This is a genomic window from Streptomyces sp. NPDC037288, assembly GCF_055603265.1.
This window is the reverse complement of the sequence record NZ_JBVJVY010000008.1, coordinates 22,878-38,046: the sequence shown is the minus strand read 5'-3', so window position 1 is coordinate 38,046 and position 15,169 is coordinate 22,878. Positions and strand designations below refer to the sequence as shown.

General features: G+C 72.0%; 15 protein-coding genes. 10 read left to right on the top strand and 5 right to left on the bottom strand.

Annotated elements, in window-relative coordinates:
• Positions 1-253: 253 nt before the first annotated feature.
• The gene (locus tag ACZ7GZ_RS12035; RefSeq protein WP_003992177.1) at positions 254-457 is read left to right on the top strand and encodes a cold-shock protein; all 204 of its coding nucleotides are present in this window, start codon (positions 254-256) and stop codon (positions 455-457) included.
• A gap of 139 nt (positions 458-596) precedes the next feature.
• On the opposite strand, the gene ACZ7GZ_RS12030 is transcribed toward ACZ7GZ_RS12035, so the two are convergent.
• Positions 597-1,160, bottom strand: a complete 564-nt coding sequence (locus tag ACZ7GZ_RS12030; RefSeq protein WP_471023256.1) for a helix-turn-helix domain-containing protein — start codon at positions 1,158-1,160, stop codon at positions 597-599.
• A gap of 68 nt (positions 1,161-1,228) precedes the next feature.
• On the opposite strand from ACZ7GZ_RS12030, the gene ACZ7GZ_RS12025 reads away from it, so the two are divergent.
• From ACZ7GZ_RS12025 to ACZ7GZ_RS12015, 3 genes are read left to right on the top strand one after another with little or no spacing between them, the layout of a single operon-like run.
• Positions 1,229-1,918, top strand: coding sequence for an AzlC family ABC transporter permease (locus ACZ7GZ_RS12025; protein WP_471023255.1), 690 nt, complete (start codon positions 1,229-1,231; stop codon positions 1,916-1,918).
• Positions 1,915-2,229, top strand: coding sequence for an AzlD domain-containing protein (locus tag ACZ7GZ_RS12020; RefSeq protein WP_471023253.1), 315 nt, complete (start codon positions 1,915-1,917; stop codon positions 2,227-2,229). The genes ACZ7GZ_RS12025 and ACZ7GZ_RS12020 overlap by 4 nt, the downstream gene beginning before the upstream one ends.
• 44 nt (positions 2,230-2,273) lie before the next feature.
• Positions 2,274-2,924 (top strand): class I SAM-dependent methyltransferase, encoded by a 651-nt coding sequence (locus tag ACZ7GZ_RS12015; RefSeq protein WP_471023251.1) that lies wholly within the window; start codon positions 2,274-2,276, stop codon positions 2,922-2,924.
• Here ACZ7GZ_RS12015 and ACZ7GZ_RS12010 read toward each other — a convergent pair.
• Positions 2,883-2,990, bottom strand: coding sequence for a DUF397 domain-containing protein (locus ACZ7GZ_RS12010; protein ID WP_471023248.1), 108 nt, complete (start codon positions 2,988-2,990; stop codon positions 2,883-2,885). The genes ACZ7GZ_RS12015 and ACZ7GZ_RS12010 overlap by 42 nt on opposite strands.
• Between ACZ7GZ_RS12010 and ACZ7GZ_RS12005 the strand changes: the two genes are divergently transcribed.
• The gene (locus ACZ7GZ_RS12005) at positions 2,980-3,348 is read left to right on the top strand and encodes an ATP-binding protein (RefSeq protein WP_471023247.1); all 369 of its coding nucleotides are present in this window, start codon (positions 2,980-2,982) and stop codon (positions 3,346-3,348) included. The genes ACZ7GZ_RS12010 and ACZ7GZ_RS12005 overlap by 11 nt on opposite strands.
• Here ACZ7GZ_RS12005 and ACZ7GZ_RS12000 read toward each other — a convergent pair.
• The 3 genes from ACZ7GZ_RS12000 to ACZ7GZ_RS11990 form a co-directional block, all read right to left on the bottom strand.
• On the bottom strand, positions 3,299-4,180 hold the full coding sequence (locus ACZ7GZ_RS12000) for a LysR family transcriptional regulator (RefSeq protein WP_471023245.1): 882 nt from the start codon (positions 4,178-4,180) through the stop codon (positions 3,299-3,301). The two genes, ACZ7GZ_RS12005 and ACZ7GZ_RS12000, sit on opposite strands and share 50 nt — an antisense overlap.
• 212 nt (positions 4,181-4,392) lie before the next feature.
• Entirely contained in the window at positions 4,393-6,315 is a 1,923-nt protein-coding gene (locus ACZ7GZ_RS11995) for an AMP-dependent synthetase/ligase (protein ID WP_471023243.1), read from the bottom strand.
• 205 nt (positions 6,316-6,520) lie between these two features.
• Entirely contained in the window at positions 6,521-7,498 is a 978-nt protein-coding gene (locus tag ACZ7GZ_RS11990) for a LysR family transcriptional regulator (protein ID WP_471023241.1), read from the bottom strand.
• A gap of 465 nt (positions 7,499-7,963) precedes the next feature.
• Between ACZ7GZ_RS11990 and ACZ7GZ_RS11985 the strand changes: the two genes are divergently transcribed.
• The 5 genes from ACZ7GZ_RS11985 to ACZ7GZ_RS11965 are packed head-to-tail and all read left to right on the top strand — an operon-like array spanning position 7,964 to position 15,091.
• Positions 7,964-8,425, top strand: a complete 462-nt coding sequence (locus ACZ7GZ_RS11985) for a cobalamin B12-binding domain-containing protein (protein WP_471023239.1) — start codon at positions 7,964-7,966, stop codon at positions 8,423-8,425.
• Complete coding sequence (locus ACZ7GZ_RS11980; protein ID WP_471023236.1) at positions 8,422-11,628, top strand: FAD/NAD(P)-binding protein; 3,207 nt, start codon at positions 8,422-8,424, stop codon at positions 11,626-11,628. The genes ACZ7GZ_RS11985 and ACZ7GZ_RS11980 overlap by 4 nt, the downstream gene beginning before the upstream one ends.
• The gene (locus tag ACZ7GZ_RS11975; RefSeq protein WP_471023233.1) at positions 11,625-13,319 is read left to right on the top strand and encodes an acyl-CoA synthetase; all 1,695 of its coding nucleotides are present in this window, start codon (positions 11,625-11,627) and stop codon (positions 13,317-13,319) included. Before ACZ7GZ_RS11980 ends, ACZ7GZ_RS11975 begins: the two co-directional genes overlap by 4 nt.
• 15 nt (positions 13,320-13,334) lie before the next feature.
• Entirely contained in the window at positions 13,335-13,787 is a 453-nt protein-coding gene (locus ACZ7GZ_RS11970) for a cupin domain-containing protein (protein ID WP_471023231.1), read from the top strand.
• Positions 13,788-13,825: 38 nt separating this feature from the next.
• Entirely contained in the window at positions 13,826-15,091 is a 1,266-nt protein-coding gene (locus ACZ7GZ_RS11965) for an MFS transporter (protein ID WP_471023228.1), read from the top strand.
• Positions 15,092-15,169: the final 78 nt, after the last annotated feature.

The following is a 15,169-nucleotide window of genomic DNA, read 5'->3' as shown; positions in this document are numbered from 1 at the left end:
GGGACCGACCCCGCCGTCAAATGGACCAACCTCCGTTCAAACATCCGGGTGACGTGATCTTGATCCCTATTGCTTTCGGCTGCCCGGATGCTAGGCTTGCCGCAAGTTGCAGTTTGGTTTCCCTTGCAGTACAGAGCCTGCGGAGCATGTGACCGCGGGCTCTCGTCGTTTTCAGACGAATGCAGTTGTGCAGCACCGTTTCGCACGTGCAGGTTCTGGAGCAGGGCAACCCTTTTGGGCCCAAGGAGGGCTTATGGCTACCGGAACCGTGAAGTGGTTCAACGCCGAAAAGGGCTTTGGCTTCATCGCCCAGGAGGGCGGCGGCCCCGACGTCTTCGTTCACTACTCCGCGATCAACGCCTCCGGCTTCCGCTCCCTCGAGGAGAACCAGCAGGTGAGCTTTGACGTGACGCAGGGCCCGAAGGGTCCGCAGGCGGAGAACGTCACCCCCGTCTGATCACTGCCTGATCGCAGAACCTGAGAGCAGTACCCAAGGAGCCCCGCGCCGTTCCGGCGACGGGGCTCCTGCCTTTCCCTCCCCGGCCGTTGGCCCCGGTCGCCGATCCCCGGCCGTCGATGAATTCTGTGCGAATTCTCTACGTGTGCTGCATGACGAGGACGAAGGTCGTGCCCGGCTCCAGCGCCTCGTACGAGTGCGGCACATCTCCCCTATAGGTCATGTAATCCCCGGCGCCGAGTTCGGCTTCCTCCCCCGCCGGGCCCGCCTTCAGCCGGCCGGAGCCCACGATCAGATGCTCGACCGTGCCGGGGATGTGCGGTTCCGACACGCGGGCCGCCCCGGGCTCGGCGCTCAGGCGGTAGATGTCCCGCCGGGCCGAAGGAGGGCTCGCGGACAGCAGGGTGGCGACATAGTTCGCCTGCGCCGAGGCGACCGCCGGGCCCTCGCCGGCCCGGATCACCTGGACGCTCGGCACCGGCGGCTCCACCAGCGCGCTGAACGGCACCCCCAGCGCGACCGCGAGCGCCCAGAGCGTCTCCACGTTGGGATTGCCGCTCGCCGCCTCCAGCTGGGAGAGCGTGGACTTCGCGATTCCGGCGCGTTTGGCCAGCTCGGACAGGGACAGCCCGGTGCGGGTGCGCTCGCGCTTGAGCGATGCGGCGATCCACTCCACGGGGAGCCGGGCGGGAGGCTCGGACATGTCGTTCGCTCCATCGGTACGATCGTTCGGCTTGACGGACAGTGTGCCCACTGTCCATTGTAGGAAACATGCGTTCGTTTCTCCGAACACCCGCGGACCGTTCCCTGCTCCGCGACAGCTCGCTCGTCTGGATCGCCAGCGGCGTCGTCGGCGTCTCCTTCGGCGCCGTCTCCGTCGCGGGCGGGCTGCCGGTGTGGGTGCCGGTGCTGATGTCCCTGGTGGTGTACGCCGGATCTGCCCAGTTCAGCGCGGTGGGGGTGCTGCTCGCCGGGGGCGGCCCGCTCGCGGCTGCGGCCACCGGGCTGCTGCTGAACACCCGTACCGCCGCCTTCAGCCTGGCCGTCGCCGAGATCCTCGGGGCCGGGAAGGCGGCCCGGTTCCTCGGCGCCCACCTGGTCACCGACGAGACGGTCGCCTTCGCCCTCGCCCAGCCCGACCCGGTACGGCAGCGGCGGGCCTTCTGGATCTCCGGGCTCGGGCTGTTCGCCGTGTGGAACACCGGGGTGCTGGCGGGCGCGCTCGCCGGGGGCGCACTGGGCGACACGGCCCGGTACGGGCTCGACGCCGCGTTCCCCGCCGTGCTGGTCGCGCTGGTGCTGCCCCAGCTGCGGAAGGACGCGGCGGTACGGCGGTGTGCCGTGCTCGGCGCCGTCCTCGCCCTCGCGGCGACGCCCGCCGTGCCTGCCGGGGTGCCGGTGCTGCTCGCTCTGGCGGGGCTCTTCCTGTATCGCCGACAGCCCGTGGAGGCCGCCGTATGAACGCCACCGTCCTCGTGATCCTCGCGCTGGCCCTGGGCACGTATGCCTTCCGGCTGGTGGGGCCGGTGCTGCACGGGCGGGTCGAGATACCGGCCCGGGCGCAGGAACTCGCCTCGACCGGGGCGGTGGTGCTGCTCGTCGCCCTCCTGGCCACCGGTGCGCTGACGGAGTCCGGCGGCTTCGCGGGCTGGACCCGGCCCGCCGGGGTCCTGGTCGGCGGCCTGCTGGCCTGGCGCCGGGCCCCGTTCGCGGTGGTGGTGCTCGGTGCCGCGGCGACGACCGCGGTGCTGCGGCTGGCGGGGGTCGGCTAGAAGCCCGACGCCGGTGTCAGTACGCGCCGTTACCGTCCCCCGACATGACCGACACCGAGGACTTCCTCACCGCCACCCGCACCTTCTACGACGCGGTCGCCGAGGACTACGCCGACCACTTCCGGAATCCGCTCGCCCACAGGCCGCTGGACCGGGCTCTGCTGGCCGCGTACGCCGAACTGGTCGGCCCGGACCGGCCGGTGGCCGACCTCGGCTGCGGGCCCGGGGCCGTCACAGCCCACCTCGCCGGCCTGGGCCTGTCCGTCTTCGGCCTCGACCTCTCCGAGTCGATGCTCGCCATCGCCCGCCGCGAGTATCCCGCTCTGCGGTTCGGGCAGGGGTCGATGCTGGAGTTGCCTCTTGACGACGGTTCCCTCGCCGGGGTCGTCTCCTGGTACTCCAGTATTCACACACCCGTGGACGAACTCCCTCGCCTCTTCTCCGAGTTCTCGCGTGTGCTGGCTCCTGGCGGTCATCTCCTGCTCGCCTTCCAGACGGGAGACGAGCCGCGCCGCCTGGCTCGGCCGTGGGGGCGTCCGGTGAGCCTGGACTTCGAGCGGCGTCGTCCCGAGTTCATGGCCGGGCTGCTGGCCGACGGCGGCTTCGCCCTCCGCTCCAGCACCGTGCGCGAACGGGACACCGCGCTGCAGGAGTCAGCGGGCCAGGCGTTCCTTCTCGCCCAGAAGAAAGGGTGACCAGGCGGACGGGGTGAGGGTGAGGTGAGGGGCGGCGGGTTGCTTCGAGTGGCGGATGTGGGACACCTGGGGACACCGGCACGACGGCGACCCGAACTGGACCGCTCAGCTCCTCGTCGCCGAGCTCGCGGCGAACGCCGTCACCCACGGCCGGGTGCCGGGCCGGGGCTTCGGGCTGCGGCTCCGGCTGCTGCCCGGGAGGGACGTCTTGCGTATCGAGGTGAGTGACGCCCGGGGAGACAAGGAGCTGCGGTTCCTGACCGGCGGGCCGGACCACGAGCACGGGCGCGGACTCGTGGTCGTACTCGTGCTGTCGGCCCGCTGGGGCGTGGCGCCGCGCACCGTCGGCAAGACGGTATGGGCGGAACTCTCGCTCAGCGGGCGGCGGCGACCGTGTCCGCGAAGGCCCGTGCCGGAGGGCTGAGGGCGTCCCAGCGGCGGACGGCCCAGCCGACCGGGAGGGGGCGCAGGCCCCGTAGCGGGACCAGCCGTAGGTCGCCCTTCCCCGGTACCGGCAGCCCGGGTACGGCGGGGACGACCGCCCGGCCCACCCCCAGCTCGGCCAGCAGCAGCGCCGTGTCCCAGTCGGCGACGCTCGTGTCGTAGGCGAACCGCGCGCCCAGCTCGGCGCAGGCCGCGTCGAGGTGGGCCGCGGAGGTGGAGTTGGGAGGCAGGCGGATGAGGCGTACGTCGGCCAGTTCCGCGGGGTCGAGATCCGGCCGTTCGGCGAGGGGGTCGTCGGCGCGGAGGGCGAGCAGCCAGGGCAGTTCCGCGACCGTCCGCTGCTCGATGCCGCGGACCCGGGGGCCGACGGTGATCCACGCCAGGTCGAGGGTGCCGTCGGCCAGGGCGTCGAAGGTGCCGCGCCCGGAACTGACCGTACGGAACTCCAGGTTGACCTTGGGGTGACGGCGGCGGAAGGTGACCACCGCGTCGGACATGAAGTGCCGGACGGTGGTGGCGCCGGTGGCGACGCGGACGTACCCGCTGTGGCCGTCGACGAGGTCACGCAGCTGCCGTACCGCGAGGTCGAGGCCGGATATGCCCTCGGCCGCCGCCGCTTCCAGGATCCGGCCGGCCTGCGTGGGGACCACGCCCCGCGGCTGCCGTTCCAGCAGCGCGACCCCGGTCTCCTTCTCCAGCCGCTTCACGTGCTGGCTCACGGCGGACTGGGTGCAGCCGAGGTCCCGCGCGACGGAGCTGAGGCTGCCGGCGCGGCACACGGACACGAACACGCGGAGGTCTTCGAGAGTCACAATCTCCAAGCTAACACTTGGACTTACTGAGAAAACCCAAGGATTGACTGGCCGTCAGGGCCGTACGAGGATCGGTGGCGGGCCGCGATCGACCCAGGCGGCAACCCGCTCCCCGCCCCGCCGAGCGTCCGGACCGAGGCGGGACCAGCGAGGAGCGGGTGTCGACCGATCACGACCAGGTGGTCGACGGGTTCCTCGCGACCGCCGTCGCCTCAGCCCCCGTACAGACCCTCCACCGCACCGGAGAAGTCCCGCGTGATCGCCTCACGGCGGAGTTTCATGGAGGGCGTCAGATGGCCGGCGGCCTCGGTGAAGTCCACGGGGAGTACGGCGAAGCGGCGGATGGATTCGGGGCGGGAGACCAGCCTGTTGGCTTCGTCGATCGCGCGCTGCAGGACCGCCTCCAACTCGGGGTCCCCGACGAGGAGTTCCGGCGGTACCGGGTGCTTGCCGATCATCTGCCGCCAGTGGGTGATGCCGTCGGGGTCGAGGGTGATCAGCGCGGCGACGTATGGCCGGCCGTCGCCGACCAGCATCACCTGGGAGATCAGCGGGTGCTGGCGCAGCCAGTTCTCCAGCGGGGCCGGGGCCACCGACTTGCCGCCCGCCGTGATCAGCAGCTCCTTCTTGCGGCCGGTGATGGTGAGGTAGCCCTCGTCGTCCAGCTCACCGATGTCGCCGGTGGGCAGCCAGCCGTCCCTGGTCGCGGGGACGACTCCGCCGGCCCGGGGGTCCCAGTAGCCGCGCAGCACATGGTCGCCGGCGACGAGGATCTCCCCGTCCGCCGCGATGCGGACGCGGGTGCCGGGGAGCGGCCAGCCGACCGTGCCCAGGCGGGGTTTGAGGGGCGGGGTGACGGTCGTGGCGCCGGTGGTCTCCGTCAGGCCGTAGCCCTCGAAGATCTCGATGCCGGCGCCGGCGTAGAACGCGGCGAGGCGCCGGCCGAGCGGGGAGCCGCCGCAGACGGCGTGCCGGACGCGACCGCCCATGGCGGAGCGGATCTTGCGATAGACGAGCGGGTCGTAGAAGCTGCGGGCCGTCTTCAGGGAGCGGCTCGGGCCGCTGCCGGTGCCGGTCTGCTGCGCCTCCAGCGCCTCCCCGTAGCGCCGGGCGACAGCGGTGGCCCGGTCGAAGACCGCGGCCCGGCCGCCCGACTCCGCCTTCGCCCGGGCCGAGTTGTAGACCTTCTCCAGCATGTACGGGATGGTCAGCAGGGCGGTCGGCCTGAAGGCCGCCAGGTCCGGCAGCAGGTCCTCGGCGGCCAGGCTCGGCGCGTGGCCGAGGCGGACCCGGGCCCGGACGCAGGCGATGGCCACCATGCGCCCGAAGACGTGGGACATCGGCAGGAAGAGGAGGACCGAGGGTTCCTCGTCCTGGACCTTGAAGACCGGGTGGAGCAGTTCGATGGCGTTGTCGACCTCGGCGAAGAAGTTGCCGTGCGAGAGCGCGCAGCCCTTGGGGCGGCCGGTGGTGCCGGAGGTGTAGATGAGCGTGGCGAGGGTGTCGGGGCCCAGCATGCCGCGCCGTACGGCGACTTCGCCGTCCGGCACCGGGGCGCCGGCCTCGGCGAGCCGGGTCACGTGGTCCTTGTCCATCACCCACAGATGGCGCAGGTCGGGCAGGTGCTGGAGTTCGGGGCCGATGGCGGAGGCCTGGGCGGTGGTCTCGGTGATCAGGGCGACGGCGCCGGAGTCGTGCAGGATCCAGCGGGTCTGGAAGACCGAGGAGGTGGGGTAGACCGGCACGGTGACCAGGCCGGCGGCCCAGGCGGCGAAGTCGAGCAGCGTCCACTCGTACGTCGTACGGGCCATGACGGCGATGCGGTCGCCCGGCACCAGGCCCTCGGCGATCAGCCCCTTGGCCACCGCGAGCACCTGCTCGGCGAAGTACGCGGCCGTCAGGTCCGTCCAGCGGCCGTCCTGCAGCCTGCGGCTGAGCACGATCGCGGCGGGCGCGGACTCCGCGTTGTCGAACGGCAGGTCCGCGAGGGAGCCGTGTTTCACCGGAGGCGTGAACGGCGGTACGGACACCTCCCGTACGGTGCCGTCCAGCCGCTGGACCCAGGGTTCCACGAGGACCGGGCGGCCGTCGTAGTCGGTGGCGGAGACGGGGGCGTTCGGGTACGGCGTGGACACGAGCGGCTCCTGTGGCGTGCGTGCACCTGCGGCGGACCCCCATAGATACGGAGAAAGGGGTTACCGCTGGTTAGGCAGGTGATCGTACGACTCCACTGTGAGGCAATTGTGCGAGTCCGGGGATGGTCCGGAGCCGGGGATGTGCAGCCTCGGGGGTTGCGGGAGAGGCCCCATGTGACCGGAGCCCTCGGGCCGTTGGGTCCCGCTACGCGGGCCTGGGGCGGGCGGCACAGGCGTGCGGCGGTCCGTCGTGAGGCCGGCCGGTGGCCGCTTCGGCCGGCACACCGGGCAGGTGGGATCCGCCGGGCTGGGACCGCGCCTGCTGCGGCCCGAGCCGCCTCAGGTGCTGGACCACGTGGGCGGGGGTGACCTCGGCGTTCCAGATCAGCTCCGTGGTCACGGACGGCAGGGGCAGCGGTATCTCCACCAGCTGCCGGTTCTCCAGCTGGGGCCCGACGGCGATCAGCGGGACGAGGCCGAGCCCCAGTCCGGCCAGCGCGGACGACTTGACCCCGTCCACGCTGCCCACCTGCTGTATGTCGATGCGGCCCAGGCGGGGCAGCACCTCGTGCTCGGCGATCTCCCGGAAGACGCAGCCGGGGGCCGTGAGCAGCAGCCGGGACGGGCGGGCCACCGTCTCCGGCGCGCCGATCAGCACGGCCCGGTCGATCCACAGATGCCGGCGGTTGTCCTGTTCCGGTGCGGCCGTCCGGGCCGGCTGCACCGAGGCCGTCTTGGAGTTGACGAGTGCCGCGGACAGTTCACCGCGGCTCACCTGGGCACGCAGTTCGGCCACCTCGCCGACGAACACCTGCGCCTCGATGTCCGGCACCAGCCGGCCGAGGGTGCGCAGAAACCCGGGAAGGCGGTAGGTGCACAGGGACGCCGTGGCGCCGATGGACAAGGTGGTGTGCGAGCCGTTCTCGGCAGCGGCGGTCACCGCGGTCTGGGCCTGCGCCATCTTCTCCAGGATGTCCTTGGCGTACTCCAGGAGACAGACACCGGCGTGGGTGAGACGGTGTCCGGTCGCCCTGCGTTCCAGCAGGGCGGCGCCCAGGGAGCGTTCGAGGCTCTGCAGGTGACTGGTGACCGTCGATCGCGCATAGCCCAGACGCTTCGCGGCCTCTGCCAGACTCTCGCTCTCCGCCACGGCGACGAATGTTTCCAGCCGTTGCACGTCCACGCCCGCGTCCCCTCCCCGAACCCGCACCGCATTCAAGCAACAACATCGCATGTACCGCGCATCCAGGCGATACCCGCCTCCGCCTCCCACGCCTGACACACACCCCCCGGTATCAGCCATTCCGGTGCCTCGCGCACGAACGAGCCGGGCGACTCCCTGATCCGGCCTCACTTCGATGACCAGGCCGGAAGGCGCAGTCGAGCAGGATCACCGGAGCAGCCATGGAACATGCGCGAGCGTCGACACCGGCCTGTTTTTGCCCTCAGGTACAAACACAAACCCAAGTTCATCTCTTTACCTTCCAGGCCTCCCCTTGACCGTTTCCTTGCGATTCCACGGCCCCGGTTCACGGCAGGCGAACCGCGGTTCACGACCTCCGAACCGGTATGGGGCGCCGGCCCGTGACGCGTGATCGTGATGGAGCCGCACCACCGGCTGCGGCTCATCCGACAGGAGGCTCTCCCCATGTCACCGATCCAGTCCAGAGCCCGGCGCGTGCTGCTCTCGACGGTCTCCTCCGACTCCCACACCTGGAATCTCGTGTTCCTCCAGCTCCTCCTCGAAGAAAACGGGTACGAGGTGACCAACCTCGGTCCATGCGTCCCCGACGCCGAGCTCGTCGAGCAGATACGCACGCAGCGCCCCGACGCCGTGGTCATCTCCTCGGTCAACGGCCACGGCCACATCGACGGTCTGCGGCTGATCAGGAAGGTGCGGGAGGACGGCGACAGCGCGGTCTCCCGCGTCCCCGTGATGATCGGCGGAAAGCTCGGCATCCAGGGCGCCGCCCAGCCGCAGCTGGCCGAGGAACTGTCGGCCGCGGGATTCGACGCGGTCTTCACCGACGGCGCCGGTCCCGCCGAGTTCGACGCCGCACTGCGCCAGTTGACGGCGCACCGCGCGGAGTCCCCGGGAGTCGCCGCATGACCGGCATATCGCCGCGCACCGGCGACATGCAGACCTACGTGGAACAGGCGGCACGGCAGGGCCAGTTGGTCGTACAGCCCCGCATGGGCATGTCGGCTCCGCAGGACATGGCCGGCGGGCTGGCGGCCGTCGCCGCCGCCCGCGCCCGGACCCTGGGCACCCTCACCATCGACTCCTACACCCGCGTGGAGGACATGGCGGGCGCCGAGGCGGCCCTCGCCGCGGGGCGTGCGCTGAACGGCTTCCCCCTCGTCAACCACGGGCCGCACACCACCGCGCGCGTCGCCGCCGCCGCGGGCGCCATTCCCGTCCAGGTGCGGCACGGCTCGGCACGGCCCGCCCACATCTTCGAGGCCATGGTGGCCGCGGGGCTGTCGGCGTCCGAAGGCGGCCCGGTCTCCTACTGCCTGCCCTACTCCCGGCTGCCGCTGGCCGAGGCGGTGTCCGCGTGGACCGACGCCACCCAGCAGCTCGCCGAGCAGGCGGCCGACCACGGAATGCGTGCCCACCTGGAGACCTTCGGCGGCTGCATGCTCGGCCAGATGTCCCCGCCGTCGCTGCTCGTGGCGATCAGCGTGCTGGAAGCGATGTTCTTCGCCCAGCACGGGGTGTCCTCGGTGTCCCTGTCGTACGCGCAGCAGACCAACCCCGTCCAGGACATCGAGGCGCTCGCGGCCCTGCATCATCTCGCCGAGCTCTTCCTGCCCACCGGGGTGGCCCGGCACGTGGTCCTCTACACCTACATGGGCGTCTACCCCGCCACCCGGGCCGGCGCCGAACTGCTCCTGGACATGTCGGCCCAGATCGCGGTGCGCGGTGGTGCCCAGCGGCTCATCGTCAAGACCGTCGCCGAGGCCCATCGGATCCCCACCGTCGCCGAGAACGTCTCCGCGCTGGAGCGGGCGGCACAGGCCGCCCGTCGAGCCCTGGACGACGGCTGCGGCCTTCCCTGGGCCCGGCAGGTCGACTACGAGACGGTCTACGCCGAGGCCCTGAAGCTCATCACCACCGTCCTGGAGCAGGGAACGGACATCGGCTCCGGCCTGCGCGCAGCCTTCGCCCGTGGCCTCCTGGACGTGCCCTTCTGCCTGCACCGGGACAACGCGGGCACGGCACGCGGCACCATCGGCGACGACGGCCGCCTGGTGTGGTCCGACACGGGCGCCATGCCCCTGCCCGCCCCGGGCACCACCCGTCTCGCCGTCACGTCGAGCCGGCTGCTCGGCATGCTGCGCTACACCGCCGACACACACGACCGGCTGGCGGCGGCGTTGCCCCGCCCGCGCCCGCAGGTCACCGCCCCCTACCGCGTCGCGGTCGTCGGTTCGGGCCCGCGCGGACTGGCCGTCGTCGAGCGCATCGCCGCCCGTCTGGGCAGGACCGCGCCCGGCCGGCCCGTCGAGATCGTCCTGATCGACAAGGACCAGGTCGGCGCGGGGCGCATCTGGCGCACGGACCAGAGCACCGCCTTCCTGATGAACACCGCCTGCGGCGAAGTGACCATGTTCTCGGGTCCCGCGGACGACGGTCCCGCCCGCGCGGGTGCCGGCCCCTCCCTGGCCCAGTGGTGGGCCGCCGCCGACACCGTGTGGCCCGGCCCCAACGCCTACGCGCCCCGCGCCCTGTACGGCGGATACCTGCAGTTCTTGCTCGACGCGGTCGAGAACTCACTTCCCGCGGGCGTGACACTGCGCCGCCGCACCGGCCACGTCGTCGCCCTGCAACGCTCCGGCGACGCCGGCTGGCAGCTGGAGTTCTCCGACGGTGAACTGCTCGCTGCCGACCGGGTGGTGCTGACCACCGGCCACCCCCGCAGCGAACTCTCCGAGGACCAGGACCGCCTGGCCCGTTTCGCCGACGACCACCCGACGGTGCGGTACATCCGCGGCGACAGCGCCGCCGACATGCCGCTGGACGACATCGCACCGGGCAGCCGGGTCGCCGTTCTCGGCATGGGCCTGACGTTCTACGACATCGTCGCGGCCCTGACCACGGGACGCGGCGGGCACTTCACCGAGACGAAGGAAGGGGCCCTGCGGTACGTGCCCTGCGGGCAGGAGCCCGTCATCGTGGCCGGTTCCCGCTCCGGAGCACCGCTGCCGGCGCGTGGCCGCAACCAGAAGGGCCCGCAGTGGCGTTACACGCCGCGCGTGTTCACCCCGGACCGCATCACCGCCCTGCGCGCATCCGGCGCCCCGCTCAACTTCCGTACGCAGGTCTGGCCCTGGCTGCACGCGGAGATGCAACTCGTCTACTACGCCACCGCCGTGCGCGGCGCCTGCGGGGACCGGGCCGAGCAGCGCTTTGTGGCCCGTGCGGCTGCCTGCGTGGAGGCGACCGACGCCAAGGACGCCGAGCGGATCATCCGTGCCGAGGCACGCCGGCTCGGCATCGAGGACCTGGAGCCCCTCGACATCCACGCCCTGGCGCGGCCGTTCGGGCCGCAGGACTTCACCGGTCCGGCCGAGTTCACCGCCGCTCTGACGCGGTGGATCCGGGAGGACATCGCACATGCCGGGCAGGGCAACCACCACGGTCCGCGCAAGGCGGCCCTGGACGTCCTGCGCGACGTGCGGGGAACCATCCGCCGCGCGGTCGACTTCGGCGGCCTGACCGCCGCATCGCACCGCGACGACTTCCTCGGCTGGTTCGCACCGCTCAGCTCCTTCCTGGCCGCCGGCCCGCCGGCCCAACGCCTGCGGCAGACACTCGCCCTGCTCCAGGCGGGTGTGCTGCAAGTGGCGGGTCCCGCGACCGAGTTCGGCACGGACGAGGCCGGCAAACGCTTCACGGTCCGCTCCGCGCAGGTCGGCGGGTCGCTCCAGCACTGCGACGTCCTCGTCGACGCCCGCATCCCCGCGCCGGACCTCACCCGTGATCCCGCGCCGCTCACCCGGCACCTGCTCGACACCGGGCTGGCCACCCCCTGGAGCAACAACCACGGCACGGACGGCTTCGCCACCGGCGGGGTCACCACGACCGATGCGCCGTACCGGCCGATGACCACCGCCGGGACCGCGGCGGACGGCCTCTACGTCCTCGGCATCCCCTCCGAGGGGCAGCGCTGGTTCATGCAGGTCGGATCCGCGCGGCCCGGCCCGTGGACCGACTTCACCAAGGACGCCGACGCCGTCGCCGGGGACGCGCTGGCAGCGCTCCGGCTCACGGCCGCCCCCAGCGGACTGGAAGGAGCCCGCGCATGACCTCCCGGCACCCGGACACCGCGGACCACTTCGTCCTCCGCCACACCCTGGCCCACACCGTCTTCCGCCGCAGCCGCGACCTCCTCCAGGAACTGCGCGCCGACCACGAAGCCGCCCGCCGGGCCTTCACCTGGCCGCGCCTGACCCACTTCAACTGGGCCCTGGAGTGGTTCGACGTCATCGCCCACGACAACCCGCGCACCGCCCTGGAACTCCACGGCCCCGACGGCCGGGTCCAGCAGATCTCCTACCAGGACCTCGCGGCCCGCTCCGACCGGCTCGCCACCTGGCTCACCCGGCTGGGCGTCCAGCGCGGCGACCGGGTGCTCATCGTCCTGGGCGCGCAGGCGGAGCTGTGGGAGACGCTCCTGGCCTGTCTGAAGACCGGCGCCGTGGCCATCCCCACCTACACCAGCCTGACCCGGAAGGAGGCCGCCGACCGGCTCCGGCGTGGCCGGGTCCGCCATGTGATCTGCCGCAGTGACCTCACCCCGCTCTTCGACCGGTCGGACCCGTCGGAGCACGACGGGCCCGCAACCCGCATCGCGGCCGGTGCTCCCGTCGCCGGCTGGCACCCGTACGCCGACTCCCGCCACGCCCCGGCGCAGTACCTGCCCACCGGCCCCACCCCGGCCTCGGACACGGCCTTCGCCTACTTCACCTCCGGTACCACCTCGGCACCCAAACTCGTCACCCACACCCATGTCTCGTACCCGGTCGGCCATCTGTCGTCCCTGTACTTCAACGGGCTGCTGCCCGGCGACCGGCATGTGAACATCTCCGAGCCCGGCTGGGCCAAGCACTCCTGGTCCAGTTTCTTCGTCCCCTTCACCGCCGAGGCGACGCTCGTGGTGCCGCCTGCCGACATCGTCGACTCCGGGCGGCTGCCGCGGTTCCTGCAGGAGCGGGGCATCGCCAGTCTCTGCGCCCCACCCGCGGTGTGGGGCCGTCTGGCCCGGCACGCCGACCGGGCCCGGCCGCGGCTGCGGGAGGCCACCACGGCCGGAGAGCCGCTGCCCGCGCGGGTGGCCGAGGCCGTCCAGACCGCGTGGGGCGTCACCGTCCGCGAGGGGTACGGCCAGACCGAGACGACCGCGCTGGTCGGCACCACTCCGGGCCTGTCCGGCAAACCCGGCTGGGCCGGCAAGCCGCTGCCGGGCTGGGAACTCACCGTCCGGGACGACCAGCTGTACGTGTCACGAGCGAACCAGCCCGTGGGACTGATGCCCGGTTACGACGACGACGCCGAGCGCACCGGGCGCGTCCTCACCGAGGACCTGTACGCGACGGGGGACTGCGGGGAACTGGGCCGCGACGGTTACGTGCGCCTCCTCGGACGCCGCGACGACGTCTTCAAGTCGGCAGGCCACCGGGTCTCCCCGTACGAACTCGAAGCGGTCCTGCGCACGCACCCCGCGGTGCGCGAGGCCGCGGTCGTGCCCGTGCCCCACCCGGCCCTCACCCAGGCCGCCCACGCCGTGGTGGAACTCGAACCCGGCCACCGGGCCACGGCGGCCGAACTCCTCGCCCACGTCGACCTGCACGTCACCCGCGCCCTGCGCGTGCACAGCGTCTCCTTCGCCCGCAGTCTGCCGCGCACGGTGTCCGGCAAGGTCCGCCGCGCCGAAGTCGCCGCGCGCTTGCACAGCGGCACCCCCGACAGCGCCCGGAACGCCCCTTCCCAGATCTGAGAGGACTCCTCCGCCATGCCCGCAGCCCACACCCACCAGCAGCGCGATGTCCGTGTCATCCCCGGCCTTCTCGGCGGTGCGCAGCACGACGACCTGACCTGGCAGCCCTATGTCCAGCCCGGACGCGAGGCCGTCGACGTCCACTGGCTCTACACCGCCGAGGAGACCGGCCCGGACGGCGCGGAGGCCTACCTCGCGCGCTTCGGGCCGGGAGCCCACGGAGACCTCCACCGGCATCTCGGCTACGAGCTGATCGTGGTCGTGGACGGTGAACTGCGCAACGACAACGGCGACATCTACCCCGCCGGACACCTCGTCCTCGAAGAGCCCGGCAGCGTCCACCGCGTGAGCAGCCCGCGCGGCTGCACCCTGCTCGTCATCCGGGAGAAGCGCACCGAGCCCCTGCTGCCCGGCGAGACCCCGGACACCGGCCTGGCCCTGGACGGCGCACCGGCCTCCGCTGCCTGACCTCTCCCCGCCCCGCTCACAGAAGGATCCTCAACACCATGTCCACAAAGGTCACGACAGCCGTCGCCGACAACGCCGCGGAACCCCTCCCCGTCGGCAGGTCGGGGAAGGTCCACTCACCCCACTACAAGTGGGGGGTCCTCGGCATCGGCGTCTTCGCGCAGGCCGCGTTCAGCGCGGCCTTCCAGGGCATCCCCATGGCCAGCGCGGTCCTCCAGAACGACTACCACTACTCCACCGGACAGCTCGGTCTGGTGCTCGCCGCCCTGACCTGCGGGGCAGCGCTCACCGAAGTCATCTGGGGCCTGCTCACCGACCGCTTCGGCGAGCGCAGGGTACTGATCTCAGGCCTCTCCGGCACGACGTTGTGCCTGGCCGTGGCCGCGGCCTTCCTCGTTCCGGCCGGACACTCCAGCCCGCCCTCCTGGCTGTTGTCCGCCGTGCTGCTGCTCGCCGGCGCCCTCGGCGGCTGTGTCAACAGTGCCTCGGGCAGGGCGGTGATGGGCTGGTTCCCGCCCGGCAGCCACGGCTTCGCCATCAGCCTCCGGGTGGCGGCCGTGCCCCTCGGCGGAGCCATCGGTGCGGCGGTTCTGCCCGCCCTCGCCATGGGCATCGGATTCCGGGCGGTCTTCACCTTCCTGACCGTCTTCTCCCTGGCCGCCACCCTCGCCATCGTCTGCTGGATGGACGAGCCGCCCCTGCCCGCCGGGGGTCTGAAGGCGACCAACACCGTCAGCCCGCTGCGCCGCTGGAGCATCTGGCGGGTGTCCTTCAGCGCCTTCCTGCTCGACTTCCCGCAGTTCACGATCCTGTCGTTCGCCGCGATCTACCTGCACACCGTGCACGGGCTGGGTCTCACGGCGATCTCCGGTCTGCTGTTCGCCGTCCAGGCCATGGGCGCTGTGTCCCGGGTGTGGAGCGGGCGGTGGACCGACAGCCGGGGCGGCCGGCACCGCCGCACCCTGGTCATCGTCTACAGCTGGATCATCGCGGTCTGCTTCGCCGGACTCGCGCTGTGCCAGTCGGGACCGTCCTGGGTGGCGGCCGGGCTGATGGTCCTCGCGGGGCTGCTCTCCTGCGGCTGGCACGGCGTCCACTACGCCGAGATCGCGATCATGGCGGGCAAGGAGCGGTCCGGCACCGCGCTCGGGCTGGAGAACACGATGGTCTTCGCGGGTGCGTTCATCACCCCGGTCATCATCCCCGGCCTGCTGTCGGCGACGTCCTGGCCGGTGATCATGCTGCTCGTCGGCGCCGTGCCCGCCGTCCTGTCCGCCGTGGTGATGCCGCGCGAAGGCAGGTAGGGCATCGGCCGGACACCGGCCTGCCGTGGTCCTTCGGCTCACCGAAACAGGGCCTCCTGGCCGCCCGAGGAGGGGGGA

Bases quoted from the DNA above. Each gene is read 5' to 3' on its own strand.
- ACZ7GZ_RS12020 (WP_471023253.1), top strand. From the start codon at position 1,915: ATGAACGCCACCGTCCTCGTGATCCTCGCGCTGGCCCTGGGCACGTAT.
- ACZ7GZ_RS11975 (WP_471023233.1), top strand. From the start codon at position 11,625: ATGACCTCCCGGCACCCGGACACCGCGGACCACTTCGTCCTCCGCCAC.
- ACZ7GZ_RS11985 (WP_471023239.1), top strand. From the start codon at position 7,964: ATGTCACCGATCCAGTCCAGAGCCCGGCGCGTGCTGCTCTCGACGGTC.
- ACZ7GZ_RS12015 (WP_471023251.1), top strand. From the start codon at position 2,274: ATGACCGACACCGAGGACTTCCTCACCGCCACCCGCACCTTCTACGAC.
- ACZ7GZ_RS12025 (WP_471023255.1), top strand. From the start codon at position 1,229: ATGCGTTCGTTTCTCCGAACACCCGCGGACCGTTCCCTGCTCCGCGAC.
- ACZ7GZ_RS12035 (WP_003992177.1), top strand. From the start codon at position 254: ATGGCTACCGGAACCGTGAAGTGGTTCAACGCCGAAAAGGGCTTTGGC.
- ACZ7GZ_RS11965 (WP_471023228.1), top strand. From the start codon at position 13,826: ATGTCCACAAAGGTCACGACAGCCGTCGCCGACAACGCCGCGGAACCC.
- ACZ7GZ_RS12005 (WP_471023247.1), top strand. From the start codon at position 2,980: ATGTGGGACACCTGGGGACACCGGCACGACGGCGACCCGAACTGGACC.
- ACZ7GZ_RS11980 (WP_471023236.1), top strand. From the start codon at position 8,422: ATGACCGGCATATCGCCGCGCACCGGCGACATGCAGACCTACGTGGAA.
- ACZ7GZ_RS11970 (WP_471023231.1), top strand. From the start codon at position 13,335: ATGCCCGCAGCCCACACCCACCAGCAGCGCGATGTCCGTGTCATCCCC.
- ACZ7GZ_RS12030 (WP_471023256.1), bottom strand. From the start codon at position 1,160: ATGTCCGAGCCTCCCGCCCGGCTCCCCGTGGAGTGGATCGCCGCATCG.